At 73.7% G+C, this 25,964-nt stretch carries 24 protein-coding genes; 16 read left to right on the top strand and 8 right to left on the bottom strand.

All coding sequences use genetic code 11. From position 1 onward, the window contains the following. Nucleotides 1-105: 105 nt before the first annotated feature. From ACFYVL_RS26450 to ACFYVL_RS26415, 8 genes are all read left to right on the top strand, one after another. On the top strand, nt 106-405 hold the full coding sequence (locus tag ACFYVL_RS26450) for a zinc-ribbon domain-containing protein (protein ID WP_389248949.1): 300 nt from the start codon (nt 106-108) through the stop codon (nt 403-405). 182 nt (nt 406-587) lie between these two features. Beyond that, nucleotides 588-1,244: a class F sortase gene (locus ACFYVL_RS26445; RefSeq protein ID WP_389248947.1), complete on the top strand. Its 657-nt coding sequence runs from the start codon at nt 588-590 to the stop codon at nt 1,242-1,244. Nucleotides 1,245-1,385: 141 nt separating this feature from the next. Further along, nucleotides 1,386-3,062 carry a hypothetical protein gene (locus tag ACFYVL_RS26440; protein ID WP_389248945.1) on the top strand — a complete coding sequence of 559 codons (1,677 nt, stop codon included), beginning with the start codon at nt 1,386-1,388 and terminating at the stop codon, nt 3,060-3,062. Further along, the gene (locus ACFYVL_RS26435) at nt 3,059-4,426 is read left to right on the top strand and encodes an ATP-binding protein (RefSeq protein ID WP_389248943.1); all 1,368 of its coding nucleotides are present in this window, start codon (nt 3,059-3,061) and stop codon (nt 4,424-4,426) included. Before ACFYVL_RS26440 ends, ACFYVL_RS26435 begins: the two co-directional genes overlap by 4 nt. 97 nt (nt 4,427-4,523) lie before the next feature. Then, a complete protein-coding gene (locus ACFYVL_RS26430) occupies nt 4,524-4,904 on the top strand; it encodes an SH3 domain-containing protein (protein ID WP_389248941.1) in 381 nt (126 codons plus the stop codon). A 217-nt stretch (nt 4,905-5,121) separates the two neighbouring features. Continuing rightward, nucleotides 5,122-6,714, top strand: a complete 1,593-nt coding sequence (locus ACFYVL_RS26425) for an FtsW/RodA/SpoVE family cell cycle protein (RefSeq protein ID WP_389248939.1) — start codon at nt 5,122-5,124, stop codon at nt 6,712-6,714. Further along, nucleotides 6,711-8,192, top strand: coding sequence for a penicillin-binding transpeptidase domain-containing protein (locus tag ACFYVL_RS26420; protein WP_389248937.1), 1,482 nt, complete (start codon nt 6,711-6,713; stop codon nt 8,190-8,192). Before ACFYVL_RS26425 ends, ACFYVL_RS26420 begins: the two co-directional genes overlap by 4 nt. A 186-nt stretch (nt 8,193-8,378) precedes the next feature. Beyond that, nucleotides 8,379-9,464, top strand: coding sequence for an amidase family protein (locus ACFYVL_RS26415; protein ID WP_389248935.1), 1,086 nt, complete (start codon nt 8,379-8,381; stop codon nt 9,462-9,464). 46 nt (nt 9,465-9,510) lie between these two features. Here the strand turns inward: ACFYVL_RS26415 and ACFYVL_RS26410 are convergent, their stop codons facing one another. Next, on the bottom strand, nt 9,511-10,428 hold the full coding sequence (locus ACFYVL_RS26410) for an ADP-ribosylglycohydrolase family protein (protein ID WP_389248933.1): 918 nt from the start codon (nt 10,426-10,428) through the stop codon (nt 9,511-9,513). Between the two features lie 210 nt (nt 10,429-10,638). Between ACFYVL_RS26410 and ACFYVL_RS26405 the strand changes: the two genes are divergently transcribed. From ACFYVL_RS26405 to ACFYVL_RS26395, 3 genes are all read left to right on the top strand, one after another. Further along, nucleotides 10,639-11,511, top strand: a complete 873-nt coding sequence (locus ACFYVL_RS26405) for an alpha/beta fold hydrolase (RefSeq protein WP_389248931.1) — start codon at nt 10,639-10,641, stop codon at nt 11,509-11,511. Nucleotides 11,512-11,765: 254 nt separating this feature from the next. Continuing rightward, the gene (locus tag ACFYVL_RS26400; protein WP_389248929.1) at nt 11,766-12,728 is read left to right on the top strand and encodes a sugar kinase; all 963 of its coding nucleotides are present in this window, start codon (nt 11,766-11,768) and stop codon (nt 12,726-12,728) included. A 103-nt stretch (nt 12,729-12,831) separates the two neighbouring features. After that, a complete protein-coding gene (locus ACFYVL_RS26395; RefSeq protein WP_389248927.1) occupies nt 12,832-13,452 on the top strand; it encodes a bifunctional 4-hydroxy-2-oxoglutarate aldolase/2-dehydro-3-deoxy-phosphogluconate aldolase in 621 nt (206 codons plus the stop codon). 43 nt (nt 13,453-13,495) lie between these two features. On the opposite strand, the gene ACFYVL_RS26390 is transcribed toward ACFYVL_RS26395, so the two are convergent. Next, a complete protein-coding gene (locus ACFYVL_RS26390) occupies nt 13,496-14,602 on the bottom strand; it encodes a ferritin-like domain-containing protein (protein WP_389248925.1) in 1,107 nt (368 codons plus the stop codon). 261 nt (nt 14,603-14,863) lie between these two features. Here ACFYVL_RS26390 and ACFYVL_RS26385 point away from each other — a divergent pair, with 261 nt between their 5' ends. The 4 genes from ACFYVL_RS26385 to ACFYVL_RS26370 all read left to right on the top strand — a co-directional run bounded on the left by ACFYVL_RS26385 (nt 14,864) and on the right by ACFYVL_RS26370 (nt 18,437). Next, a complete protein-coding gene (locus tag ACFYVL_RS26385) occupies nt 14,864-15,823 on the top strand; it encodes a diiron oxygenase (RefSeq protein WP_389248923.1) in 960 nt (319 codons plus the stop codon). A 74-nt stretch (nt 15,824-15,897) separates the two neighbouring features. Then, a complete protein-coding gene (locus ACFYVL_RS26380; protein ID WP_389248921.1) occupies nt 15,898-16,626 on the top strand; it encodes a TetR/AcrR family transcriptional regulator in 729 nt (242 codons plus the stop codon). Between the two features lie 61 nt (nt 16,627-16,687). Then, nucleotides 16,688-16,996 carry a hypothetical protein gene (locus tag ACFYVL_RS26375; protein WP_389248919.1) on the top strand — a complete coding sequence of 103 codons (309 nt, stop codon included), beginning with the start codon at nt 16,688-16,690 and terminating at the stop codon, nt 16,994-16,996. A gap of 100 nt (nt 16,997-17,096) precedes the next feature. Continuing rightward, on the top strand, nt 17,097-18,437 hold the full coding sequence (locus ACFYVL_RS26370; protein ID WP_389248917.1) for an NlpC/P60 family protein: 1,341 nt from the start codon (nt 17,097-17,099) through the stop codon (nt 18,435-18,437). 10 nt (nt 18,438-18,447) lie between these two features. Here ACFYVL_RS26370 and ACFYVL_RS26365 read toward each other — a convergent pair whose 3' ends face one another. Further along, entirely contained in the window at nt 18,448-19,035 is a 588-nt protein-coding gene (locus ACFYVL_RS26365) for a TetR/AcrR family transcriptional regulator (protein ID WP_389248915.1), read from the bottom strand. Between the two features lie 209 nt (nt 19,036-19,244). Here ACFYVL_RS26365 and ACFYVL_RS26360 point away from each other — a divergent pair, with 209 nt between their 5' ends. Beyond that, nucleotides 19,245-20,027 (top strand): SDR family NAD(P)-dependent oxidoreductase, encoded by a 783-nt coding sequence (locus ACFYVL_RS26360; RefSeq protein ID WP_389248913.1) that lies wholly within the window; start codon nt 19,245-19,247, stop codon nt 20,025-20,027. A 66-nt stretch (nt 20,028-20,093) separates the two neighbouring features. On the opposite strand, the gene ACFYVL_RS26355 is transcribed toward ACFYVL_RS26360, so the two are convergent. Genes ACFYVL_RS26355 through ACFYVL_RS26335 form a run of 5 tightly spaced genes read right to left on the bottom strand, consistent with a single transcriptional unit; the run spans nt 20,094 to nt 25,939 of the window. Beyond that, entirely contained in the window at nt 20,094-21,365 is a 1,272-nt protein-coding gene (locus tag ACFYVL_RS26355; protein ID WP_389248911.1) for a styrene monooxygenase/indole monooxygenase family protein, read from the bottom strand. Between the two features lie 33 nt (nt 21,366-21,398). Beyond that, a complete protein-coding gene (locus ACFYVL_RS26350) occupies nt 21,399-22,037 on the bottom strand; it encodes an ATP/GTP-binding protein (protein ID WP_389248909.1) in 639 nt (212 codons plus the stop codon). Further along, nucleotides 22,018-22,449: a DUF742 domain-containing protein gene (locus tag ACFYVL_RS26345; protein ID WP_389248907.1), complete on the bottom strand. Its 432-nt coding sequence runs from the start codon at nt 22,447-22,449 to the stop codon at nt 22,018-22,020. The genes ACFYVL_RS26350 and ACFYVL_RS26345 overlap by 20 nt, the downstream gene beginning before the upstream one ends. Next, nucleotides 22,446-22,925 (bottom strand): roadblock/LC7 domain-containing protein, encoded by a 480-nt coding sequence (locus ACFYVL_RS26340; RefSeq protein WP_389248905.1) that lies wholly within the window; start codon nt 22,923-22,925, stop codon nt 22,446-22,448. The genes ACFYVL_RS26345 and ACFYVL_RS26340 overlap by 4 nt, the downstream gene beginning before the upstream one ends. Next, entirely contained in the window at nt 22,922-25,939 is a 3,018-nt protein-coding gene (locus tag ACFYVL_RS26335; RefSeq protein ID WP_389249220.1) for a nitrate- and nitrite sensing domain-containing protein, read from the bottom strand. The genes ACFYVL_RS26340 and ACFYVL_RS26335 overlap by 4 nt, the downstream gene beginning before the upstream one ends. Nucleotides 25,940-25,964 lie beyond the last annotated feature (25 nt).

The following is a 25,964-nucleotide window of genomic DNA, read 5'->3' as shown; positions in this document are numbered from 1 at the left end:
GCGCGGGGCGGGCACGGTACGGGCGGGCAGGCGCCCGTACGGGACGGGAACCCGGGGGCGGGGCCGTGCGTTGCGTGAGTACGGTCTGGGATTCGGGGGCTACCGATGATCATCTTTGGCACCAAGGGGTACGTGTACCAGCTGGCGATGCTGATGCTGCTCTGCGGGCAGTGCGGCAATCCGGCCGCCCACGCGCTGCGCAAGCGCGTCACGAAGTTCACGCTGTTCTTCGTCCCGCTGTTCCCCGTCTCGACGAAGTACGTCACCCAGTGCACGTTCTGCGGCGCCGAGCGCGTGGTGGAGCACGCGGAGGCGGAGCGGCTGAGGGCGCAGGGCGGCGGCGGGAGTCCGGCGTACGGGCAGGGGGCCGAGGGGATACCGCAGCGGCAGAACCCGTACCAGTAGCGCGGCGGCCCGGGAGGGGACCCGGGGAGGCGGCTCGACGGGAGGCGTCCGGGGGCGGATCGGGGGCGATTCAGGAGGGGGCGACCGCGTGGCGCGGTGGTGCGGAAGCGGGGGTCCCGTAGTCGGGTGGCTGTTACCTCGTCGATGAATCTCCGCAATAGCGGACATTTAGGATTCATCGCATGCCTACGACGACCAAGCCCAGCAAGCAGCGGCCCCGTGCGGCCCGGATCGTGGCCGCGTCGGCCCTCGCCGTCTCGCTCGGCGGCGGACTCGCGGCCTGCGGGGGCGGGTCGGGTGCGGCACCGGCGCCGGACGTGAGGGTCGCCAACGTCACCGCGAGGCCGGCCGGGGACGGCAGGCAGGACGCCGGGGCGGTACGGCCGCTCGCACCCTCCCGGCCGACCGGGCTGACCATTCCCTCGGCGGGAGTAAGGGCGGACGGCATGGTCGGTCTCGGCCTGGACGCGCACCAGGAACTGGAGGTCCCCTCGGTCGCGGACGCGGAGAAACCGGGCTGGTACACGGGGGCGGTGACACCGGGCGAAAGGGGGGCCGCGATCCTGGTGGCGCATTACGACACTGCCCAGGGCCCCGCCCTGTTGCGTAACGTCGGCAAGATGAAGATCGGGGATGCGATCGAAGTGGGCCGGGCGGACGGCAGTACCGCCAGGTTCAGGATCCGCGAGATTCAACAAGTAGACAAAAAGGAATTCCCTACCAATAAGGTCTATGGAAAGACCAACCGCCCGGAGCTGCGCCTCATCACCTGCGGGGGCCCCATCCGGGACGGCCACCGCTCCGACAACATCATCTTCTTCGCCGATCTCGTCCGGTAGGACCGGCAGGGAGGGGAGTTCTTGTACCGCCGCCGGCCCGACAGGGATGCGGGGCGCCGGGTATCGGTCCGTGGACCGGAGCCGGGCGCCCTGTCCGGCCCTGCCCCGGTAACGGGCCGGGGCCGGGTCCGGGGTGCGGTCGTGGGCCGGGGTGCGGTCGAGGGCCAGGGGGCCGTCAAGGGCCGGGGCATGGCACGCGGCCGGGGCGCGGTGCGCGCGGACCTGGCACGTCACGGCGGGCCGCGGACCAGGGCGGCCGGGGTGGTCGCGCTGGTGGTGCTGCTGTCCTGGGCGGTCGTCGGCTGCGGCAGGGCGGGCGAGCTGAAGAGCGCGGGGGCGGCGCCCACGGCGGCCGGTCCGGTGCGGCTGTGGCCCACGTTGCCGCCCGCCAAGACTCCCGGCGAGGACCTGGGGGTGGCCGAGACGGAGACGGCCAAGGGGATCAAACTGCCGGACGGCGATGTGCGCAAGGTCGACCCGGTGGCCGTGATGAAGGCCGAGGTGGCCGCGCACCCCGACACGTACAGCGGGCCGAGCGGGCTCTACGCGCAGACCGTGGCCAGACTGGGCGCCTGCGCCCGGAAGCCCGCACAGTGCCCGGTGCTGCCGCCGTACTACCGCGATCTGACGGGGGACGGCCGCGACGAGCTGATCATCGGCGTCACCATGCCGGAGGGGCAGCTGGCGATCCGCGCGTATCTGGCCGAGAAGGGCGGACTGACGCGGATCATGGGCACGTCGGACGCGGTGATCAGTGTGGCGTTCGCGGGCAAGGACCTGGTGCTGACGGTGCCGTCGGGGATCTCGGACTACGAGTACCGGACCGCCTGGACCTGGGACGCCCGCCAGCACGCGATGCTCGCCACCCAGGACCAGATCGTGCACACCGGCAAGGGGCCCGGTGCCCCGCGGCCGGGAGTGGGGCCGGGCCCGTGGCCCGACCACGAGGGCGGTACGGGACCGGGCACCGGCACGGGTACGGGACCGGGCACCGGAGCCGGCACGGGCCCGAACGACAGCCCCCGTACGGGCCCGGGGCACGGCTCCGGGCAGGGCCGCGGGTCGGCCCGGCGCACGGGCCCGGACACCGGCCCGCAGTCCGAACGGCGCAAGGGCGACCGTCCGGGCACCGGCCGGACCAAGGAGCCGCGCTCCGGCGCGGGGCGGAACCACGAATCCGGCTCCGGCCGGGGCCGGGGCTCCACGGCGGACCCGAAGGGCGGTGAACCGGAACGGCCCCGCGGGGCCGGGCGGGGCGAGGGGAGCGGACGCGGCGACGGAGCCGGACAGGGCCGCCGGCACGGCCTGGGACGCGGGCTCGGTTCCGGTACGGAGCCGGATGCGGGGCAGCGGCCCGGCCCCGGAAAGCGCCATCGGCACGGCTCAGGACGCGGGCTCGGCGCCGGTGAGGGCCTAGGCAACGGCCGGGACCGCGAGTCGAGGGGCCACCCCCGCGGCGACCGCACCCGCAGCGACCACCCCCGTGACAGTCGCCCCCGCGGCGACCGCACCCGCGACGACCACCCCCGTGACAGTCGCCCCCACGACGGCCGACCCCGCGACGCGGGCGCCTTCGGCGCGCCCTCCCCCGCCTCCCACTTCCGCAACAGCCGCATCCGCGACCACCGCACCCCGGAGACCGGGGTGCCGGAAGCGACGAATCCGGCAGGTGCCGCCCCGGACGCAACCGCTCCGGAGCGGACGTTCCCCGAGAGCCAGGGCCCCTCCGGAACTCCCCCGTCCCCCGGCCCCGCCCACGTTCCCGGCGGTCCCGCCGGTGCCGTGTCCACCCGGGCGGAAGGCAGGTGGCGGGCATGAAGCGTGTGCGGTTGCGGTTTCCGGCTTGGACCGCCTCCCTGACCTGGAAGGCGTTGGCGTTCCTCACCGTCATGTGCTGCGCGCTCGCCTTCTTCCTCGGCGCGCTCGTGCACGTCTCGGTGACCCACCAGACCGTCGAGCAGGCCCGGGAGAAGGCGCTCGACAAGCTGGAGCGGGCCAGTGTGGCGTACGAGGCGGGCGAGGCACTGCCGCCGGACGCCGGGCTGGACCTTCCCGGGCTGCCCGACTCGCTGCGCGACCTCGTGCGCGACGGCCAGCGCGGCACCCTGGTGGAGAACGACCTGGAGGGCCGTCCCCGCATGTGGGCCGCGCGGCCAGCCGACGGGCGGGCGCTGACCGTCGCGCTCGACTACCGGCAGAGCGTGGAGACCATCACCGGCCTCGACCGGGCCATCATCGGTTCCTCGGTGCTCGCCATCGGGGCGACGCTGCTGGTCGGCGCGTTCGCGGTCACCCGGGTCACCCGGCGGCTGCACCAGACGGCCCAGGTGGCCCGGCGGATCGGTGCCGGTGATCTCGACGCCCGGGTGAACGACCCCCGCAACCAGGACCCCGCCCGCCACCAGGACGAGGTCTCCACCGTCTCCGGCGCCCTCGACACCATGGCGGGGACCCTGCAGAGCAAGCTGCTGAGCGAGCAGCGGTTCACCGCCGACGTCGCCCACGAGTTGCGCACCCCGCTCACCGGGCTGACCGCCGCCGCCGAGCTGCTGCCCGCGGGGCGGCCCTCGGAGATGGTGCAGGACCGGGTGGCCACCATGCGGCGGCTGACCGAGGACCTGCTGGAGATCTCCCGGCTCGACTCCGGCAGCGAGCAGGTCGAACTGGACGTGCACCAGCTGGGCCCGCTGGCCGAACGGGCCGTGCGGGGCGTGGACGCGGGCCGTGCGGGCGCCGGGGCGGGCGCGGCGACGGGCACCTCGACGACCGCCAGGACCGTGGTCGCCACCGAGGTGCGGGTCGTCCGCGGGGTGAGCGTCGAGACGGACAAGCGGCGGCTGGAGCGGGTGCTCGGCAATCTCGTCGCCAACGCGCACAAGCACGGCCGGGCCCCGGTGGTGGTGACGGTGGACGGCCCCGTGATCACCGTGCGTGATCACGGTGACGGGTACCCGGCGTACCTGGTGGAACACGGGCCGCAGCGCTTCCGTACCGAGGCCGGCGGGGGCAGGGGCGGGCACGGGCTCGGGCTGACCATCGCGGCGGGCCAGGCGGAGGTGATCGGGGCACGGCTGACGTTCGCCAACGCCCCCGACGGCGGGGCGGTCGCCGCCCTCGTCCTGCCCGCGTACGAGGACGAGGAAGACCGTACGGGCCAGAACGGGCAGAGCAACACAAAGTGACGCATTGCGATCAATAAGTAGCGATTTTAGGGTGGATCACGCGAGTTGAGGGCTGCGTCCCGCAACGGGGCGCCACCCCTCCTCCCTAGGAGGCAGCATGCTCACGCCCAAGAAGACCGCCCTGTGGATCGCCGCGGGCGCTCTGACCGCCACTCTCGCCGCGACCCCCGCCCTGGCCGGGACCGCCGGCGCGTCCGACGCGGCGAGCGGGTCCGACGGTGCGGCGACCGCCCAGCACCCGCGGCACACCGAGGGCCGCGTCACCGCCAAGTCCGGCCTCAGGCTCCGCGACAAGCCCACCCGCAGCAGCCGCATCATCCGTACCGAGCCGTACGGCGCCACGGTCCACATCTTCTGCAAGACCACCGGCGACCACGTCGAGGGCAACGACCACTGGTACCTGCTCACCGACGGCACCTGGGCCTGGGGCTCCGCCCAGTACATCGTGCCGCTGGGCCAGAACCCGCGCTGGTGCTGACCGGCACCCCGGGCCGAGCCGCACCCCGGACCGACCGGATGTCCTGACCGGCCGGATGTCCTGACCGACCGGCGGCCCTGACCGGTCGACGGTTCTGACCGGCCGGCGGTCCGCGCGCGTCCACCGCACGAGGGGGCGGAGGTGTCCGTGATGACGCCCTCGCCCCCTCGGTGACATTTACGGACATTAACCCCGAAGGCTTGCTAGCTTTCCGGGCATGACGGACGCGCCCCCACCCGATCTCCGCCTCCCGAAGCGACGCGGCGTAGAGCTCTCGCTCCTCGTCGGCGCCGTCCTCATCGCCGTGCTCGGGTACATCGCCACCGGCCTCGGCAGGACCGGCACCGCCCCGCCCGACGCCCTGCGCCACGGCGCCGGTCTGGGCGTCCTCGCGGTCCTCGCGCATCTCGCGGTCCGCTTCCGCGCCCCGTACGCCGATCCGCTGCTGCTGCCCATCGCGGTACTGCTCAACGGCATCGGCCTCGTCCTCATCTACCGGCTCGACCTCGAAACCCCCAGAGACCAGGCCGCGTTCACCCAGCTGACCTGGTCGACCCTGGGCGTCGCCCTGTTCATCGCGGTCGTGGTCCTGCTGCGCGACCACCGGACCCTCCAGCGGTACGCGTACCTCTCCTGCGCCGCCGCCCTGGTCCTGATGGCGGTCCCGATCTTCTTCCCGGCCGTCAACGGGGCGAAGATCTGGATCCGGGTGGCCGGATTCTCCTTCCAGCCGGGCGAGTTCGCGAAGATCCTGCTCGCCGTCTTCTTCGCCGCGTACCTGGCCGCCAACCGCAACGCCCTCGCCTACACCGGCCGCACCTTCCTCTTCAAGCGCCTCCAGCTCCCCACCGGCCGGGTCCTCGGCCCGATCGTCGCGATCTGGCTGCTGAGCGTGGGCGTGCTGGTTCTGGAGCGGGACCTGGGCACCTCGCTCCTCTTCTTCGGGCTCTTCGTGATCATGCTGTACGTGGCGACCGGCCGGACCGGCTGGATCGCGGTGGGTCTGCTGCTCGCGGCGGTCGGCGCGTACGTCGTCGGCTCGGTGGAGCCGCACGTGCACAGCCGGGTCACCGACTGGCTGCACCCCTTCGCCTCCATCGAGGCGGGCAACGGTCCCGGCCAACTCGCCCAGTCGCTCTTCGCGTTCGCCGCCGGCGGCATGCTCGGCACCGGGCTCGGACTCGGCCACTCCATCCTCATCGGGTTCGCCGCCAAGTCGGACTTCATCCTCGCGACGGCCGGCGAGGAACTCGGCCTCGCCGGACTCACCGCACTGTTCCTGCTGTACGCGCTGCTGGTGGCGCGCGGATACCGGGCGGGCCTCGCCCTGCGCGACCCGTTCGGGCGGCTGCTCGCGATCGGGCTGGCGTCGATCGTGGCGCTCCAGGTGTTCGTGATCGCGGGCGGGGTGATGGGGCTGATCCCGCTGACGGGCATGGCGATGCCGTTCCTGGCGCAGGGCGGGTCCTCGGTGGTGACGAACTGGATCATCGTGGCGCTGCTGATCCGGGTCAGCGACTCCGCCCGCAGCCCGCGGCCGACGACGGCGGAGACGGGACAGATCGCGGCCGTGGAGCAACGGGACGCACCGGTGCGGGACGCGGAGAGGTCCGCCCCACCGGCGGAGGAGCGGGGTAGCGCGACGGCGGAGAGGCCGGACGGTACGGCGGCGGAGAAGCCGGACGGCGGGCCGGAGAAGGAGTCGGGCGCCGCGCCCGACAAGGAGCCTGGCGGTAAGCCGGAGAAGGAGCCGGGCGGTGGGCCGGGGAAGCGCGGTCCTTCGAAGAAGCTGGAGGCGAGGAAGCCGTGATCCGTTACATCCGGCGGGCCGCCGCCTGCTGTCTGGTCCTGCTGGTCGCCCTGCTGCTCAACGCCGCCCGCGTGCAGGTCTTCCAGGCGGACTCGCTGGACAACAACCCGGCCAACCGCCGCAAGAACATCGTCCGTTACGACCAGCCGCGCGGGAACATCCTGGTCGAGGGCAAATCGGTGACCGGCTCGAAGGACACCGGCGAGCAGCTCCGCTTCGAACGGACCTACACCCAGGGCCCGCTGTACGCACCGGTCACCGGGTACGCCTCGCAGACCTACGGCACCGCCTTCGTCGAGGCGGCCGAGGACGAGGTGCTCTCCGGCACGGATCCGATGCTCGCCCCGCTCCCCCTGTGGAACGAGATCACCCGCAAGCAGCAGCCGGGCGGCCAGGTCGCCACCACGCTGAACGCGGCGGCACAGCGCGCGGCGTACCAGGGCCTGGGCGGCAGGCGCGGCGCGGTCGCGGCGATCGAGCCCTCGACCGGACGGATCCTCGCGCTGGTCAGCAGCCCCTCGTACGATCCGGGCCTGCTGTCGGGCACCGGGCGGACGGTGGCGGACACCTGGTCGCGGCTGAACGCGTCGACCAGCCAGCCGATGCTGAACCGGGCGATCCGGCAGACCTACCCGCCGGGCTCCACCTTCAAGATCGTGACGGCCGCGGCGGCGCTGGACGCGGGCGTGGTGACGGACGTGGACGCGCCGACGGACACCCCGGACCCGTACCCGCTGCCCGGCACCCGGACCTCGCTGCCGAACGAGGCCCGCGGCTGCGCGGACGCGTCGCTCGCGGACGCGATCCGGGTGTCCTGCAACACCGTGCTGGCGAAGCTCGGCGTGGACGTGGGGCTGGACACCATGGTCGGGGCGGTGGAGCGGTTCGGCTTCAACGACCGGGACATCCGGATCCCGTCCCGGGTGGCCATGAGCAACTTCGACACCGACATGAGCAAGGACCAGCTGGCCCTGTCGTCCATCGGGCAGTTCAACACCCGGGCCACACCGTTGCAGATGGCGATGGTGGCGGCGGCGGTCGCCAACGGCGGCGACCTCAACCGGCCCTACCTGGTGGAGAGTACGGCCACGAAGGGCGGTTCGGTGGTGTCCCAGACGGCTCCCCGCAGCTACCAGCAGGCGATGAACCCGGCCACCGCGATGCAGCTCCAGCGCATGATGGTCGACGTCGTCGAGAAGGGGACGGGCACGAACGCGGCGATTCCCGGGGTGACGGTGGGCGGCAAGACCGGAACGGCGCAGCACGGGGTGGACAACTCGGCGGTGCCGTACGCGTGGTTCATCTCCTGGGCGCAGGGGGGCGGCGCGGCGGGCGGCACCGGTACGGGTTCGGGCGGAGTGGCGGTCGCGGTGGTCGTGGAGGACGCGGCGGCGCGGCGGGCGGACATCTCGGGCGGCGGGCTTGCGGCGCCGATCGCCCGGGAGGTGATGGAGGCGGTGGTGGGCAGGGGCGAGTAAGGGGGTGCGGGTGAGAGGGGCGGGGGCCCTTTCCCGCGTTTGCGGCGGCGCCCGCGGGTACGTCGCGGCGGCGCCCGCGGGGTTCCGCCGCTCGCGGGATTTCGCCGCCCGCGCGGTTCCTCGCGCCGGTGACGAGCGCCTTGTCCCGGGGAGAGCCCCGAGGAGAGTCCCGGGGAGAATGGTCGGATGCAGACCGTGGACGCCGCCCTGGACCGGATCGCCGCGCTCGACCCCGTCCTGTGCGCCTTCCTCGAAGTCTGGGAGGAGCAGGCCAGGAGCGCCCGGCCCGACCCCGAACTCCCCCTCGCCGGGCTGCCGTTCGCCGTCAAGGGACGGGCCGGCATCCGCAGCCGCGCCGCCCGGCAGCTGATCGCCGCCGGGGCCGTGGCGGTCGGGGCCACCTCCGTACCGGGGCCCGGTACGTACTGGCAGACCTGGGGCATGGGTGCCGGTGGGCGCACCCTCAACCCGTACCGCGGCGACCGCACCCCCGGAGGTTCGTCGGCCGGGTCCGCGGTGGCCGTCGCCGCCGGGATGGTGCCGCTGGCCACCGGCAGCGACGGTGCCGGGTCGGTCCGCATCCCGGCCGCCTGGTGCGGGATCTACGGGCTGCGGACCACCCGCGGTCTGCTCCCCTCGCCGGACCGGACCGGTCTGGCCACCGCGGGCGTGCTGGCCCGGTCGGCGGCCGAGGTGGAGGCGTACCTGCGGTGCGTGGTGCCGGGGTACGGGCACGGAACAGCGGGCGGCGCCGACGGCAGCGCATCGGACGGCGCGCTGCCGGTGACGGGCGTCTGGTCCGCGGACCTCGGCTTCGCCCACGCCGATCTCGACCCGGACGTCGTCGCCGTGGCGCGGCGGGCCGCCGCCCGGTTCGTGTCCCTCGAAGAGGAGCCCGACTTCGCGCTCCGGGACCCCAAGGACGCCTGGTTCGCCGTCCGGGGCGAGCGGGAGACCGTCGCCACCCGGGCGCTCCGGCGGGACAACGACGTCCTGCTGGAGCAGCTCTTCGGGCGCACCCGGCTCCTGCTGACCCCCACCGCCCCCTTCCCGCCGCACGGGCACGACGGCCCTGACGGCCGCTACTCGACCGCGCTGACCTGGGCGTTCAATGTGAGCGGGCATCCGGCGATCAGCGTGCCCGCGGGCTTCACCCCGGACGGCTGCCCGGTCGGGCTCCAGATCGTGTCGGCCTTCGGCACGGAGTCGCTGCTGGCGCGGGCCGCCGCCGCTTTCGGCCCGTGCCCGCAGCCGCCGCCGCGCCCCCGCTAGGGATTCTCCGCCGTACCGGGCAGGGCTCGCAGGCTCCCGGTGCCGCTCACCCGCCCGACAGTTCCTCGCGTCGCTCCAGCCACGCCCCGGGCATCGCCGCCACCCCCGTACGGGCTCCGACCACGCCGCCCGTGATCGCGCACGTCGTGTCCACGTCGCCCAGGCCCTCGGCCGTCGCCCACAGCGCGGACTCCAGGTCCGCCGGGTGGCGGGCCGCCGTCCACAGGGCGAAGGGGACCGTGTCGTCGGCCCGGATGCGGCGGCCGTTGCCCAGGAGCGCGGCGGCCTCGTCCGGCGCGGTCGACAGGGGCAGTGCCGCCGCCCGTTCGATCCCGTCCCGTACCTCGCCCGGCGGGGTGCGGGCCGCCACTTCCGCGAGCGTCAGCTCGCCCCGTACCGACAGCGCGGACGCGGTCGCCACGGCCACCGCCCCCGCGATCCCCTGCGGGTGGGCGTGGGTCACCTCGGCCGACAACTCGGCCTGTACGGCGACCAGTTCGAGGTCGGAGGAGAACCAGGCGCCGAGCGGGGCCACCCGCATCGCCGCACCGTTGCCGAGGCTGCCGCCCTCGAAGAGGCCGGGGGCGAGGGTGCGCCAGGCGGCGGGGTCCGTCAGCAGCGCGGGCAGCAGCATGTGCATGCCGTGTCCGTAGCCGCGCGCCTGGTCCGCGTCGAAGGCGAGCGCACAGGCGAGGGCCAGCCGGTCCTGGTCGACGGCACCGTACTCGTCCAGCACGCGCTGGAGGGCGAGGGCCAGCGCGGTGTCGTCGGTCCAGTGCCACACCGGTTCGGCGGGGACGGTGCGGGCGCGTATCTCGCCGAGCACCTTGTCCTGGTCGCGGAAGAGCGGGAACCAGCGCTCCCCGAAGGCGTCCCCGAGCGCCAGTGCTTCGAGACTGCGGCGGGCGGCGGCCCGGTTCGGGGTCGGGTGCGGCGGCCGGTGCGGGTTCGGATGCTCGGTCATGTCCGCCATCGTGCCCCGTGGACCCGGGCCCCGCACCGGCAATTCGCTCCGCCGACCACGGGAGGGCGGGACCGGTCCGCGTCCCATCCGCTGCGCGTGACGCCCCGTCAGCAGGCGCGCACCGTAACCCTCGTGCCCAAATTTCCGGCCGTTTTCCGTCGTTCCAGCGGATGATTTCCCACTCCCCGCCGCCGCCCTACCGTGGAGATCATGACCAGCGCCGAACTCCCCGACCACCTCAGCCCCACCGCTCCCCTGCACGTCCGCGACCACGGCGGCGACGGACCGCCCCTCCTGTTGCTGCACGGCGCCACCCGTTCCCACGCCGACTGGGCGTCGATCGTCCCGCACCTGCTCCCCGAGTACCGCGTGCTCGCCGTCGACCTGCCCGCCCACGGCGGTTCGCCCGCACCCGCCGTCTGGACCCTGGAAGCCGCGCTCGACGCGATCGAGGCGACTCTCCGGCAGGCGGGGGCGCCGGACGCGGTCCTCGTCGGCCATTCCCTCGGCGGCATGCTCGCCGCGCTGTACGCGGCCCGGCACCCCGGTGTCACTCCGGCCGCCGTGAACCTGGACGGGTTCTGGTGGGGCGCCCCCGGGCCGCACCCGGACGTCGAGCGGGTCCGCGACCTGGTGCGGGCACCGGCGGGCGCGGTCATGCCCGCCGACTACGTCGCCCAGCAGGTGCGGCGCTCGGCCCTGTTCGGCATTCCGGCCGAGCGCGCCGAGGCCGCCGTGCGCGTCGCGGCGCGCGAGCTGCCCGACGGGCGCTGGCAGACGCTGCCGCTGCGGGAACACGCGCTGGAGATGTTCGACTCGCTGGACACCGTGGACTTCCACCGGACCTTCCGCTCGGTCGCCTGCCCGCTCCTGCTGGTCCGCGCCGAGCGGGCGATGCCGCGGCAGCCCGGGACGGAGTGGTTCGACGCCTACCTGGAGGCGTACGGCAAGGAGCTGGACCGGGAGCTGGCGGGCATGCCGGCCCACGTCTCGGTGCGCGGCATCGACGCCACCCATCTGATGCCGCTGGAGGCACCGGAGGCAGTGGCCTCGCTGGTGCGGGAGTTCCTCGCCGGTCGCTGAGCGGCGGGGCCGGCCGGGCCCCGGGGAGCCCGCCGCCGGCCGGAGGAGCGCGGCCGAAGCCGGGCGGCCGGTCCCGCCGGATACCTCCCGGGGGCCTGGCCCCGCACAGCCGGATGATTCCGTGTCTCCCGTACGGGATCTTGGTCACGGGATGCGGGCGGCACGGGATGCGGGGCCCGGCCCGACGAGGAGGAACTGCGGATGAGCGACCGGTGCCGGGCGGTACACGCCGAGGAGATACCGGGGGCGGGCCGATGAGCGGGACCCGGCCGGCCGGCTCCCCCGACGTGGTGGTGTGCGGCGAGGCGATGTTGCTGATGCTCGCCGAGCCCGGTGTTCCGCTGGAGCGGGCGACCGCCTTCCGCCGGTCGGTCGCGGGGGCGGAGAGCAATGTGGCCACCGGGCTGGCCCGGCTCGGGCACCCGGTGCGCTGGCTCGGGCGGCTCGGCGACGATCCGGCGGGGCGCGCGGTGCTGGCGCTGCTGCGGGCGGAGGGCATCGACACCTCGTACGTCATTACCGATCCGGCGGCGCCCACCGGGCTGCTGCTGCGCGACAGCCATCCGGCGCACGCCATCGACGTGCAGTACTACCGGGCGGGTTCGGCGGCCTCCCTGCTCGACGCGCGCGAACTGTCGGCCGACCTGCTGTCCGGCGCCCGCGTCCTACACCTGACGGGCATCACCCCGATGTTGTCGCCGTCCGCGCACCGGGCCGTGCTCCGGCTGTTCGAGCTGGCGGAGGCGGCCGGTGTACGGGTCTCCTTCGACCCCAACGTACGGCTGAAGCTGGGTGCGCCCGAGCGCTGGCGGGAGGTCGTCGCGCCGCTGCTCGCACGGGCGGACCTGGTGCTGGCGGGCGAGGACGAACTGGAGCTGCTGGGCGTGGCCGCGGCGGACCTCGCGGACGGGGAGCGCACGGTGGTGGTCAAGCACCGCGACAAGTCGGCGAGCTGTCTGCGGCGGGGCGAGGAGTGGCGCCGGCCCGTCTTCCGGGTGCCGGTGACCGATCCGGTCGGTGCGGGTGACGCCTTCGCGGCCGGGTTCCTGGGCGCACTGCTGCGGGACGCCCCGTGGGACGTGTGCCTGCGGGAGGCGGCGGCGGTCGCCGCGCTGGTCGTGCAGTGCGCGACCGACACCGACGGGCTGCCGGACCGGCGCGGGCTGGACCGGGCGCTGGCCGCCTTCACGGGGGACGCCGAGTCCGTGCACCGGTGAGTGCGCGTGCACCGGCAGGTGCCCGTGTGCCGGCAGGTACACGGGCCCGTCGCCGCCCTCACCTCCCCGCCACCCCTCATCCGTTTCTCGTCGAAGGAGAGTCATGTACCGCTGGGAAATCGTCCGGGCCGTCACCGAGCAGCGCGTCTTCGGAATCGTCCGGGCCGGCCGGGCCGAGGCCGCCGTGTCCGCGGCCGAGGCCGTGCTCGACGCGGGGCTGCACGCCGTCGAGGTCGCGCTGACCACGCCGCGCGCGCTGAGCGCCGTGGCCCGGCTGACCGAGAGCAGGCCGGACGCGCTGGTCGGGGCCGGCACCGTGCTGGACGGGGCCGCGGCTCGGGCCGCCGTGGAGGCCGGGGCCCGCTTCCTGGTCTCGCCCAGCCTGCACGCCGACGTCGTACGGACCGGGCACCGCTACGGCGTGCCCGTCTTCCCGGGGGTCGCCACACCCACCGAGATGGTGCGCGCGCTGGAGGAGGGCGCGGACGCGCTGAAGCTGTTCCCGGCGTCGGCGGTGCAGCCGTCCTGGCTGCGCGACGTCCGGGCGGCGCTGCCGCAGGCCCCCGTGATCCCCACCGGCGGCGTGACCGTGGAGAACGCGCCCGCGTGGATCGCGGCGGGTGCCGTGGCCTGCGGCATGGGTTCGGCCCTGACCTCGGGCGGCGCCCGGCAGGCGGGCGAGCGGGTGAAGTCCCTGCTGTCCCGGCTGGCGGGGGCCCGCTAGCGGCTTCGGGCGGCCCCGGGCGCGGTGTCCGGGGCCCGTGCGGCTACTCCCCCGCGCCCTCCGCGATGGCCTCCCGCACCTCGTCCACCCGCTCCTTCTCCTCCTTCGCGAACCGTTCCCGGTCCAGCTGTTCGGCGATCTCCTCGTCCTGGCTCATCAGCAGGTCCAGGTTGGCGTCGCCCATCTCGAAGACGCCCATGTCGACGTACGCCTGCTGGAGCCGCTCGCCCCACAGGCCGATGTCCTTGACGCACGGCACGATCCGGCTGAAGAGCAGCTTGCGGAACAGGTGCAGGAACTCCGACCGCTCGCTCAGCTCCTCCGCCTCCTGCTTCGGGATGCCGAAGTTCTCCAGCACCTCGATGCCGCGCAGCCGGTCGCGCATCAGGTAGCAGCCCTCGATGACGAACTCCTCGCGCTCCTTGCGCTCCACGTCCGTGAGCTGCTTGTAGTAGTCGCGCAACGCCATCCGGCCGAAGGCGACGTGGCGGGCCTCGTCCTGCATCACGTACGCGAGGATCTGCTTGGGCAGCGGCTTGGTCGTGGTGTCGCGGATCATGCCGAACGCGGCGAGCGCGAGTCCCTCGATGAGCACCTGCATGCCGAGGTAGGGCATGTCCCAGCGCGAGTCGCGCAGGGTGTCGCCGAGCAGCCCCTGGAGGCTGTCGTTGACGGGGTAGAGCATGCCGACCTTCTCGTGCAGGAAGCGGCTGTAGATCTCGGCGTGCCGGGCCTCGTCCATGGTCTGGGTCGCGGAGTAGAACTTCGCGTCCAGGTCGGGCACCGACTCCACGATGCGCGCCGCGCACACCATCGCACCCTGCTCGCCGTGCAGGAACTGGCTGAACTGCCAGGCCGTGTAGTGCCGGCGCAGGTCGCCCCGGTCCTTCTCGGTCATCCGGTCCCAGTGCCGGGTGCCGTAGAGGTTGAGGGCCTCGTCGGGGGTGCCGAGCGGGTCCATCGGGTCGACCTCCGCCGACCAGTCGATGCGGGTGGCGCCGTCCCACTGCTTGTCCTTGCCCTTCTGGTAGAGCGCGAGGAGGCGTTCGCGGCCTTCGTCGTACTCCCAGCTGAAGCGGGCGGCTCCGGTGGCGGGCACCTGCCAGATCGGTTCCTGCGGGCTTTTCGTGTAGAGCTCGTGCGTCGACATCCGCGACCCCTCTGCCTCTTCAACAGCCGTGTTGCGTACCGATGGTTGGCAGGCTCACACGTGGGTGGACGGGCGGTCAACAAGTGCCGCACAAGGGATTGACGTCCTTGCTGACAAGGAGTCTCATAAGAAGTGACCCCCGGTAACCCCCTGTGGCGACCGCCGCGAAAGCCCCGACGGAGCCGTGCAGGCGACGTCACCGCCCATCCGTCGCAGGTTCCGGGGCAACCCGGTATCCCCACATCACGAGGTGCTCCGAAGATGACGACCGCGCCGACCAGGACGACCGAGCCGAGCGAGACCGACTTCACCGCACTGCGCGACGCGCTCGGGATGCTCAAGGACCGCGAACAGGTGGCACTGCGGCTGCTGGAGTCCTCCGCCAAGCACTCCTTCGACCCGGACAAGGAGCTCGACTGGGACGCCCCGGCCGACGAGGGCAAGTGGTACTGGCCGCCGGAGCTGGTCTCGCTCTACGACACCCCGCTCTGGAAGAAGATGCCGGAGGACCAGCGGATGGAGCTGGCCAGGCACGAGGCGGCGGCCATCGCCTCGCTCGGCATCTGGTTCGAGATCATCCTGATGCAGCTGCTGGTCCGCCACATCTACGACAAGTCGGTGATCAGCAACCACGTGCGGTACGCGCTCACCGAGATCGCCGACGAGTGCAGGCACTCGATGATGTTCGCCAGGATGATCGAGAAGGGCGGCGCGCCGAACTACCCGGTGCCGCGCGTCTACCACAACCTCGCCCGCGTCCTGAAGACCGTCTCCACCACCCCGGGCTCCTTCGCCGCCACCCTCCTCGGCGAGGAGATCCTCGACTGGATGCAGCGGCTGACCTTCCCGGACGAGCGCATCCAGACGCTGGTGCGCGGTGTGACCCGCATCCACGTCATCGAGGAGGCGCGACACGTCCGCTACGCCCGCGAGGAACTGCGCCGCCAGATGATCACGGCCCCGCGCTGGGAGCGGGAGTTCACCCGGCTCAGCTGCGGCGAGGCCGCCCGGGTCTTCTCCACCTGCTTCATCAACCCCAAGGTGTACGAGAACGTGGGCCTGGACCGCCGCGAGGCCATCGCCCAGGTGAAGGCGAGCGGACACCGCACCGAGGTCATGCAGAGCGGCGCGAAGCGGCTGACCGACTTCCTGGACGACATCGGCGTGCTGCGCGGACCGGGCCGCCGGCTGTGGGTGAGTTCGGGCCTGCTGGCCCGCTGAACGGCCCGGCCGCGGGCGGGCGGTGGCGGACACGGCCCGCCGGGGACACCCGGCCGCCGGTTACGCTGCGGACCATGTCCACCGCCGCGTCCTCGCCCGCGTACCGCCGCCTCAGCGTCGAACAGCGCCGCGTCCAGCTCATCGACGCGGCGCTGACCCTCTTCGCGCACCGCGCCCCCGAGGACGTCTCCATCGACGACGTGGCCGAGGCGGCCGGGGTCTCCCGGCCGCTCGTCTACCGCTACTTCCCCGGCGGGAAGGTCCAGTTGTACGAGGACGCGCTGCGCTCCGCCGCCGACGAGCTGACGCTCTGCTTCGCCGAGCCGCAGACCGGCCCGCTCACCCAGCGCCTCGCCAGCGCCCTCGACCGCTACCTGGCGTTCGTGGACACCCACGACACCGGTTTCAGCGCGCTGCTCCAGGGCGGCAGCGTCGTCGAGACCTCCCGCACGACCGCCACCGTCGACGGGGTCCGCCGGGCCGCAGCCGAACAGATCCTGCTGCACCTGGACGTCGCGGACACGGCGGGCCCGCGGCTGCGCATGATGGTCCGCACCTGGATCTCCGCCGTCGAGGCGGCCTCCCTGATCTGGCTCGACGAGGGCAAGCAGCCGCCGCTGCCCGAACTCCGCGACTGGATGGTCGACCACTTCGTCGCCCTGCTCACCGCCACCTCCGCCACCGACCCGCAGACGGCGGCCGTCACCCGGGCCGCGCTCACCCTGGAGCGGTCCGACGGCGCCGCCGGGGTCCTGGCCCGCCGGGTGATCCCGGTCCTCACCGACGCCGCCCACCTGCTCTGACGCCCCGCCGCCGGTACCACCGAAGCGCCCGCGGCGCCGGGGCTCCTGTGACACTGGGACGGTGAGAAGCGAGAAGACCCCTTTCGTCGGCGGCCCCCTGGACGGCGAGGTGCTGTCCGTCCTGACCGGCCCGACCGGGAACCCGCCGAAGTGGTACGAGGTCCCGGTGCCCGGCCCCTCCGGCGGCCCCGCCACCGTGCACGCCTACGAGCGCGCCCCCCTCGGCCACACCAGACGCCTCGGCCTCCAGCGCGGCTGGAAGTACGTGTACGTCCCCGAGGGGCGCGAGCCGTGGAGCCCGAAGTGGCCGTGGACCAAGTCCAACCGCCACGCCGGGGAGGGATCCGCTTCGACCGGTACGGGTGACTGACCTGCGCCGTACCGACCACCCGGGCGGTGCCGCCGCCTCCGTGGGCCCAGCATCGGACCGAGCCCGGTCTCCTGCCCGGCTCGGTAGCGGAGGTGATGGGATGTCAGGGCGCTTGACGACCGCTGTGGTGCTCGCGACGGCGGCGGTGCTGACGGCAACGGGGAACGCGACGGCGGCCCCCGCCGACCCGGACCCGACGGGCTCCGCCTACACCGGCACGCTCGACCCGGAGTCCCCCACCGACCCCACCGCCGACCGCTTCGGCCGGGCCGACGACGCCACCGCCGACCCCTTCGGCCCCGCCGCCGATCCCGCCGATCCCCTCGCCCCCGCCGAGGACGCGGCCGTCCCCTCCGCCGGGGCCGGGCCCGGTCTGGGCAGGCTCCTCGCCGACCTGCAACGCCTCTACCAGGAGGCCGAGGAGGCCACCGAGACCTTCAACGGCACCGAGGAGAAGCTGAAGGTGCAGCGCGTCGAGGTCCGGCGGGTGTCCGGCGCGTTGGGCAGGGCCAGGGTCGCGCTCGCCGACAGCAGGCGGGCGGCCGGCCAGCTGGCCCGCGAGCAGTACAAGGGGCGCGGCGACTACGCGTACTCCTCCTTCGTCCGCCTGCTGACCTCCAGCGACCCCGAGCACGCGCTGATGCAGGGCCACACCCTGCGCAGGGCGGCGGCGGCCCGCGCGGTCAAGGTGGCCCGGCTGGAGACCGACGAGAAGAAGGCCGACGCGCTGGCCACGAAGGCGCGCGGCGCCCTCGACAAGCAGCAGACCCTGGCCACGAAGCAGAAGAAGGCGCGCGACGCGGTACGGGCCCGGCTCAAGCGGGTGGAGGCGCTCCTGGCGTCGCTGACGGCGAGCGAACTGGCCGAGCTGGCGCAGCTGGAGAACCGTACGGCGGACCGGGCCCAGCGCAAGCTGCTCGGCTCGGGCGCCCTGGGCGCCTACGGCCCCGGCGGCGCGCGGGCCTCCCGCGCCCCCTCCCGGGAGGGCGACCGGGCGCTGACGTACGCCACCCGGCAGATCGGCAAGCCCTACGTCTGGGGTGCCGAGGGGCCCGGCTCCTTCGACTGTTCGGGCCTCACCCAGCAGGCGTGGGCGGCGGCCGGCCGCACCATCCCGCGCACCAGCCAGGAGCAGTGGCGCCTGCTGCCGCGCGTCCCGCTGTCCGCGCTGCGCCCCGGCGACCTGGTGATCTACTTCCCGAAGGCCACCCATGTGGCGATCTACCTGGGCAACGGGCAGGTGGTGCAGGCCCCGCGCCCCGGCGGCCACGTCAAGGTCTCCCCGCTCGCCGCCAACCCCGTACTGGGCGCGGTCCGCCCGGATCCGAAGCTGGCCCCGCTGCGTTCCTACACCCCGCCCGAGCTGCCCTCGCGGGCGGCCGGTCCGGCGGACGGCGACGGGTCGGACGCGGGCTACTCCTCGGAGTCGGCCCCCGGGTGAGCGGCCGGGATCAGGCCCTGGCGGGTGTGCCGATGCCGCGCAGCAGGGTGTCGACGACCCGTGTGGCGAGGGCGTCCACGGCGGCGTCGCTGTCCGGCGCCTCCGTCGCCGCCTCGTGGATGAGGGCGTAGTAGACGCGCCTGGCCCAGTCCGGGTCGACGTCGGGCGCGAGCAGTCCCGCCGCACGGGCCCGCGCGAACAGCCGGGCGCAGCTCGCCAGCACGTCGGCGTGCACACGCGCGACCTCGGGCGCGTCGGTGGGCAGGGCACCCATCGCGAAGCCCCAGCCGATCTTCACCCGCAGGACGTTCGCGGTGACCTGGTAGAGCGCCACGGCGGGCGGCGCGGTGTCCGGCCGGGCGGCCTCGACGGCTTCGTGGAACTGCCGGGTGGCCCATGCGGCGAGGGCGGCCAGGAGGGCGTCGCGCGAGGCGAACCGGCGGTGCACGGTGGTCCGTGCCACCCCGGCGGCCTCGGCGATCTGCTCCATGGTCGCCGCCGGGTTCGCGGACAGGACCTTCTCGGCGGCTTCGAGGATCGCGCGCACGGTCCGCTCGGCGTCGGCGCGCAGCGGTTTCGCGTCGGTGGGCAGCGCCATGGCAGTGCGGGTCCTTCTGGTTCGGCGGATCCGGGGGGGGGATCCCGGTGATGGATCCGGGTGGCGGATCCGGGGGACGTCGATCCCGGGGGGTTGAGTCGCGACGAGTGTACGTCCGCGTGGCAGCTTCTTCCATACTTGCAACACCGGTGTTGCATGTTCTAGCTTCAAGGCGTCATTCGAGTTGCACTTGGAGAGGGAGAGACACCATGGACCTGCGCCTGAACGGCAAGACCGCCCTGGTGACGGGGGCCAGCCGGGGCATCGGGCTGGCGGTCGTCCGCACACTGGCCGCCGAAGGGGTCCGCGTCGTCGCGGCCGGCCGCAACCCCGGCCCCGAACTGGCGGCGGCCGGGGCGAAGTCCGTGGCGGTCGACCTGACCGACCCCGCCGGGGCCGCACACCTGGTCACCGAGGCCGTGGCCGAACTGGGCGGGCTGGACATCCTGGTCAACAACGTCGGCGGTGGCGACGGCGACCTGCCCGGCGGCTTCCTCGACCAGAGCGACGCCCAGTGGGCCGAGGTGATGGACCTGAACTTCTTCGCCACCGTCCGGGTCACCCGCGCCGCCCTGCCGGCCCTGCTGGAGCGGCGGGGCGCGATCGTCAACCTGTCGTCCATCAGCGCCCGCGTCCCGCTCGGCAGCCCGATCGCCTACGCGACGGCCAAGGCGGCGACGACCGCGTTCGGCAAGGCGATAGCGGAGGAGTTCGGCCCGCGGGGCGTACGGGTCAACACGGTCTCCCCCGGCCCGGTCCGTACCGACATGTGGGAGAGCCCGACCGGTTACGGCGCGGGAGTGGCGGAAGCCATGGGCGTACCGCACGCCGACCTGCTGGCCGGGCTGCCCGCCCAGGTGGGCATGGTCGTCGACCGGCTCGTCGAGCCGGACGAAGTGGCCGCGCTGATCGCGTACCTGGCCTCGCCGCTCGCGGCGGCGACGACCGGCGCCGACCACCTCATCGACGGCGGAGCGGTGAAGACCCTGTAGCGGCGAAGGCGCGGACGGCCCGGACCAGGGATGGTCCGGGCCGTCACGAGGGGTTCGCGAAGGTGCCTACCGTGCGGCTGCCGCTGCCGCTGCCGCCGCCGCTGCCGCCGCGCCCGCCTCGGCGAGGTACGCGTTCGTCTTCTCCGGCTCGAAGAAGAAGTTGTCGAAGTCCGCCGGGTCGTTGAAGCCGTTCGCGAAGCGGTCGGCGACGGCGGGGAGCTGACCGGCCGCGCCGATCAGGTTGAGCACGTGCTCCGGGGGGACGCCGAGCATGGCGTTGGTCCACTTGGTGACGTGCTGGGCGGTCTCCCAGTAGCGGTCGAAGGCGGACTGCATCCAGGCCTCGTCGAAGGCGGCGTCGCCGTGCGAGACGATCGACTCCAGGTAGGAGGCGGCGCACTTGGAGGCCGAGTTGGAGCCCTGGCCGGTGATCGGGTCGTTGGCGACGACCACGTCCGCGACGCCGAGCACCGCGCCGCCGCCGGGCAGCCGGCCGATCGGGTTGCGGACCGTGGGGGCGTAGCGCCCGGCCAGCGTGCCGCCCGCGTCGGTGAGTTCGACCTTGGTGGCCCGCGCGTACTCCCAGGGCAGGAACTTCTCCATCAGTTCCAGGGTGAGGGAGAGGTGCTCGGCCGGGTCCTTGACGCCCTTGAAGGCGTCGACGGGGCCGCCGGGGACGCCCTCCCAGAACAGGATGTCGGCGCGGCCCGAGGTGGTCAGGGTCGGCATCACGAACAGTTCGCCGACGCCCGGGACCAGGTTGCAGCGGACCGCCTCGAAGTCCGGGTGCTCGGGGCGCGGGCCGAGTCCGTGCACGTAGGAGACGGCGAGGGCGCGCTGCGGGGCGTCGTACGGGGAGCGGGCGGCGTCGCGGCCGAAGAGCTGGACGAGTTCGCCCTTGCCCGCCGAGACCAGCACCAGGTCGTACGTACGGGAGAAGAAGTCGAGGTCGGAGACGGCCGCGCCGTGGATAACGAGCTGGCCGCCGCGCTGCGCGAAGGTGTCCATCCAGCCAGCCATCTTGACCCGCTGGTCGACGGACTGGGCGATGCCGCCCAGCCTGCCGACCCAGTCGACGGCGCGGGAGCCGTCGGGGGCGGCGACCGAGACGCCGACGCCCTCGATGCGCGGGGCCTGCGACTCCCAGAAGTTCAGCTGGAGGTCGCGCTCGTGCTGGAGCGCGGTGTGGAACATGCACTGCGTCGACATGACCCGGCCGGAGCGGATCTCGTCGGACGTGCGGTTGGACATCAGGGTGACTTCGTAGCCCTGGGACTGGAGGCCCAGGGCGAGCTGGAGACCGGACTGGCCGGCGCCGACTATGAGGATCTTCCGCATGGGGTGGGTGGCTCTTCCGTTCAGGGCGAGGGGTTACGCGGGGGTGGCGTCCAGGGCGTGCCCGACCATGCCGAGCAGGGTCTCGACCACGGAGACCTTGCTGCGCGCGTCCATGATCGTGACCGGTACGTGCGGCGGGACCGTCAGCGCCTCGCGCACGTCCTCGCTCGCGTAGAGCGGGGTTCCCTCGAAGTGGTTGACGGCCACGATGTACGGGATGCCGCAGCTCTCGAAGTAGTCGAGGGCGGGGAAGCAGTCGGTCAGCCGTCGGGTGTCGGCCAGCACGATCGCGCCGATCGCGCCGCGCACCAGGTCGTCCCACATGAACCAGAACCGCTGCTGGCCGGGGGTGCCGAAGACGTAGAGGACCAGGTCGTCGTCCAGGGTGACGCGGCCGAAGTCCATGGCCACCGTGGTCGTCGTCTTGTCCGGGGTGCCGGAGAGGTCGTCGGTGTCCTCACTGGCGGTGGTCATGACCGCCTCGGTCTTCAGCGGGGTGATCTCGGAGACCGCGCCCACGAAGGTGGTCTTGCCCACGCCGAAGCCGCCCGCCACCACGATCTTGGTCGCGGTGGGGGCCCGGGTGTGGTCCAACTGCCAGGCGGGAGTCTCCTGTTCGTCGACCGGCGGGAAGGTCTGTGCGGCGACGGCCTCAGAGGCGACGGAGCCCATTCAGCACCCTTTCGAGCAGTGCGCGGTCGGGGCGTCCGGCACCGTGGCCGGTTCCGTACACGCGGATCTTTCCCTGGTCGGCCAGGTCGCTCAGCAGCACCCTGACCACACCCAGCGGCATCTTCAGCAGCGCGGCGACCTCGGCCACGGTCCGCATCCGGCGGCAGAGCTCGACGATCGCCTGCAGTTCGGGGGCGACCCGGCCGCCGGTGGGCCTGCCGGTCAGCTCGGGCCGCTCCGGCGGTGCCTCCAGGGCCGCCACGAACGTCTCCACCAGCAGGACGCGGGTGAAGCGCGTGCGCCCTCCGGTGAGGGAGTACGGGCGGACCCGGGCGGGCCGGCGGCCCTCGCCGCGTATCGGCAGGCGGGGGCTGGGAACGCGCGGGGACACGGCCCCCGGTTGCGGGCTCAACTGGCACTCTCCATCGATTTGCGCAGCTCGCTGCGGAGTTCGGGGGTCAGCACGTGTCCGGCCCGCCCCACGAAGAGCGCCATGTGGTACGCCACGATGCTCATGTCGCAGTCCGGTGCGGCGTGCACCCCGAGCAGCGAGCCGTCGCTGATCGACATCACGAAGAGGCTGCCGTGCTCCATGGCGACCATCGTCTGCTTGACGCCACCGCCGTCCATCAGATGGGCGGCGCCGATGGTGAGGGAGCCGAGGCCGGAGACGATGGTGGCCAGGTCGGCGGTGGAGCCCTTGGGGCTCACCAGGGCCGGCGCGGTGTCCGGGAGCATGTGGTCGGGGTCGGAGGACAGCAGCAGCAGTCCGTCGGAGGACACGACGGCTACGGAGACCAGGCCGGGCACCTCCTCCACCAGGTTGCTCAACAGCCAGTGCAGATTCCGGGCTTCATTGCTCAGCCGGTACGTGATAGACGCGGTCAACTGCGTGCCTCCTCGACGGTGTCCCCCTCGGTCTCGGTACGGTCGGTGCCCTGAGTACTGCTGCCGCCACCGGTGCGGTCGGTCCGGTCGGCGACGTCCCCGGTTACCCCGCTTACCCCGTGGTTCTCGTTGTTACCACTGTTCGCGATCTCCGCCTCGACGTCGCGCCTGCCCTCCCTGGCGCCCTGGTGGAATCCGCCCAGGCGACGGCGCAGTGCCTCGGCGTCCACCGACGTGGTGCGCTGCGGCGCGGCGTCGGACGTGGGCTTGACGACCTTGGGCGTGCGCTTGGGAAGTCCCTTGTCGGTGAGCGGCTCGGCGCTCGGCTCCGACTGCTCGGCGACGGGGGCGGCTTCCTCCGGCGCAGGGACGGCCTCCGGCGCGGGGACGGCTTCCTCCGGTACGGCGGTCCCGGTCGCCCGGCCGGCCTCCGGTTCCGGTTGCGGGTCCGGTTCCGGACGCGTGGCCGGCTGCGGGTCGGGCTGCGGCTGCGGCTGCGAGGACTGCTGGGGCAGCCGGATCTCCCGGGTGGGCTGGTCGATCTCGATCGCTTCGCGTACGGGCTCCGGGGCGTCCGCCTCCGCCCGGTGCCGCGCGTCCCCGGCGGGCTCGTCGCGCACCGGCTCGGCCGCGTCCCGGCCCGTCGCCGGGTCCGGCGTGCGGCCGTGCTCCGCACGCTCCGCTTCGGCTTCCGCCTCCTCGACCGCCTTCTCCGCGACCGCGATCAGCGGGTCCTGGCCGAAGGTGCGGCCGGGCAGCACGTTGGAGTTGCTCTCGGCGACCGAACCGGGCAGCTGGTGCAGCACCTCGATGTGGTCCGGTACGGCGGGCGGCTCCTGCGGCAGCAGCGCCTTGGGCAGCACGACCACGGCGGTGATCCCGCCCTGGGTCTGCTCGCGCAGCTGGATGCGCACTCCGTGCCGGGCGGCCAGCAGCGAGGCGACCTGGAGGCCGAGCCCCTGGGACGCGTCGTCGCCGTGCTCGCCGGGGGTGTACGTGGCCGGGTCGGCGAGCCGCTCGTTGAGGTCGGCGAGCCGGTCGGGGGCCATGCCGATGCCGCCGTCCTGGACGGACAGCATGATCTCGCCGTTCTCCAGCAGCCAGCCGGACAGCTGGACGTGGGTGTCCGGCGGGGAGAAGGAGGTGGCGTTCTCCAGGAGTTCGGCGAGCAGGTGGCTGAGGTCGTCGGCCGCGTACCCGGCGACCTGGGCGTGCGGCGGCAGGGCCTGGAGGGTGATCCGCTCGTACCGCTCGATCTCGCTGATCGCCGCCCTGGTGACGTCGACGAGCGGGATGGGGCCGCTGTGGGCGACGCCGTGGTCGCTGCCCGCGAGGACGAGGAGGTTCTCGCCGTGCCTGCGCATCACGGTGGCCATGTGGTCCAGCTTGAAGAGCGTGGCCAGGCGGTCGGGGTCCTGCTCGCGCTCCTCCAGGCTCTCGATGACGGCGAGCTGGCGCTCGACGATGCCCAGGGTGCGCAGCGAGAGCTTGACGAAGGAGGAGTGGACGGTCGAGCGGAGGTCCTCCAGCTTGGCGGTGGTCTGCTGCGCCCGCTCCAGGAGTTCGGCCTGCTCGGCCGCGAGCCGGTCGCGCTCGGCGGCCAGGGCGCGGTGCCTGGCGTGCAGGGTCTCGCGCTGTCCGGCCAGCTGGCTGCGGTCGCCCGCCAGTTCCTGCGTGCGGGCGCCGAGGTCGAGGACCTTGGCGTGCAGGCCGTTCAGGGAGCGGACGACCTGGGCGAACTCGTCGTTGCGGCCCTTGTAGCGGACCGGTTCCTCGGTCTCCGGGGCGGCGGCCAGCCGGGCGGCGCCCAGGCGCAGCACGGCGAGCGGCTGGGTGAGGGTGCGGGCCACGGCGGTGGAGACGCCGACCGCGAGCAGGAAGCAGACGGCGAGCAGCCCGATCCGCACCTCCAGGTCGGTGACGTCGCCGTCGCGGAGCGCGGCCAGGTTCTCGATCTGCGCGGAGGCCAGGGCCGCCTCGGCGCCGCGCATCCGGTCGATCCGGGCGGTCAGCGCGGTGCCGACCCGGTCGGCGTCCGTCCGGCGCTCGGCGGAGCTGAGGGTGGGCTGGTCGGTGAGGGTGCCCAGATAGCGCTCGGCGGTCTTGACCTCGGGGCCGCTGACGGTGGCCGCGAAGGAGTCGCGGTCCTTCACCGGGGCCGCCAGGTCGAAGTCGGCGAGGGCGGCGACCTCCCGGAAGCGGGCCTGCTGGGCGGCGGCGCTGAGGGCGTCGCGGGTACGGGCGTTCCTGGCCGACCCCTCGGTGGGCACCGGCAGTCCGGTGACCGGGTCGAGGCCGGCGGAGCCGGAGCCGCGCGGTACGGCCAGCGCGGCCAGCAGCAGGCCGCGGGTGGCGGTGGCCTGCTCGACGGCGGCGCCGAGGGTGGCGGGCGCGTTGCCGGAGCCGCCCGCGCGCGGCGGGGTCTTGCGGGCCAGCTCGCGGGCCAGGCCGCGGAGCTGCTCGATGACCTCGGAGTACGCCTTGTGGGTGTCCAGGGGGGTGGCGTTGGTGCCCGCGCCCGCGCCCGTGCCCGTGCCCGTGCCCGTGCCGCCGGGGTCGCCGAGGGCGGCGCGGCGTACCGCGGGGATCTTGGCGAGGGCGTCGCGGAGGGCCGCCGGGGCCTCGGCCGCCGTGTTGGCGGGGTCGGTCAGCTCGGCGATCTGGCGGTCGACCCGGGCCGTGCGGTCGGAACGGTCGGCGCTCTTGTCGGGGGTGCCGGAGCCGCTGTCGCCGGTGCCTGTTCCGTTGCCGCCGGTTCCGTTGCCGTTGCCGTTGCCGCCGGTTCCGCTACCGGTTCCGGTTCCGCCGCCGTTGCCGGTTCCGGTGCCGTCCGTGTCGCCGGTGGAGCCGGCCGTGGCGGCGCGGGCCGTCGTGTCGTCGCGCTCGTCCGCGAGGGAGTGCGCGAGCGCGAGGGCCTGCCGGTTGAGTTCGGCGAGGTCCAGCAGACGCTGGGAGCGGGTCAGTTCGTCGGAGGAGGTGAGGACGGAGGGGGCTCCGGCCGCCAGGACGACCACGCCGACCGCCGCCACCGAGGCCACG

The organism is Streptomyces sp. NPDC004111, from assembly GCF_042874215.1.
Taxonomy (GTDB): domain Bacteria; phylum Actinomycetota; class Actinomycetes; order Streptomycetales; family Streptomycetaceae; genus Streptomyces.
The sequence above is the reverse complement of the archived record's forward strand: the minus strand, read 5'-3'. Positions and strand labels throughout refer to the sequence as shown.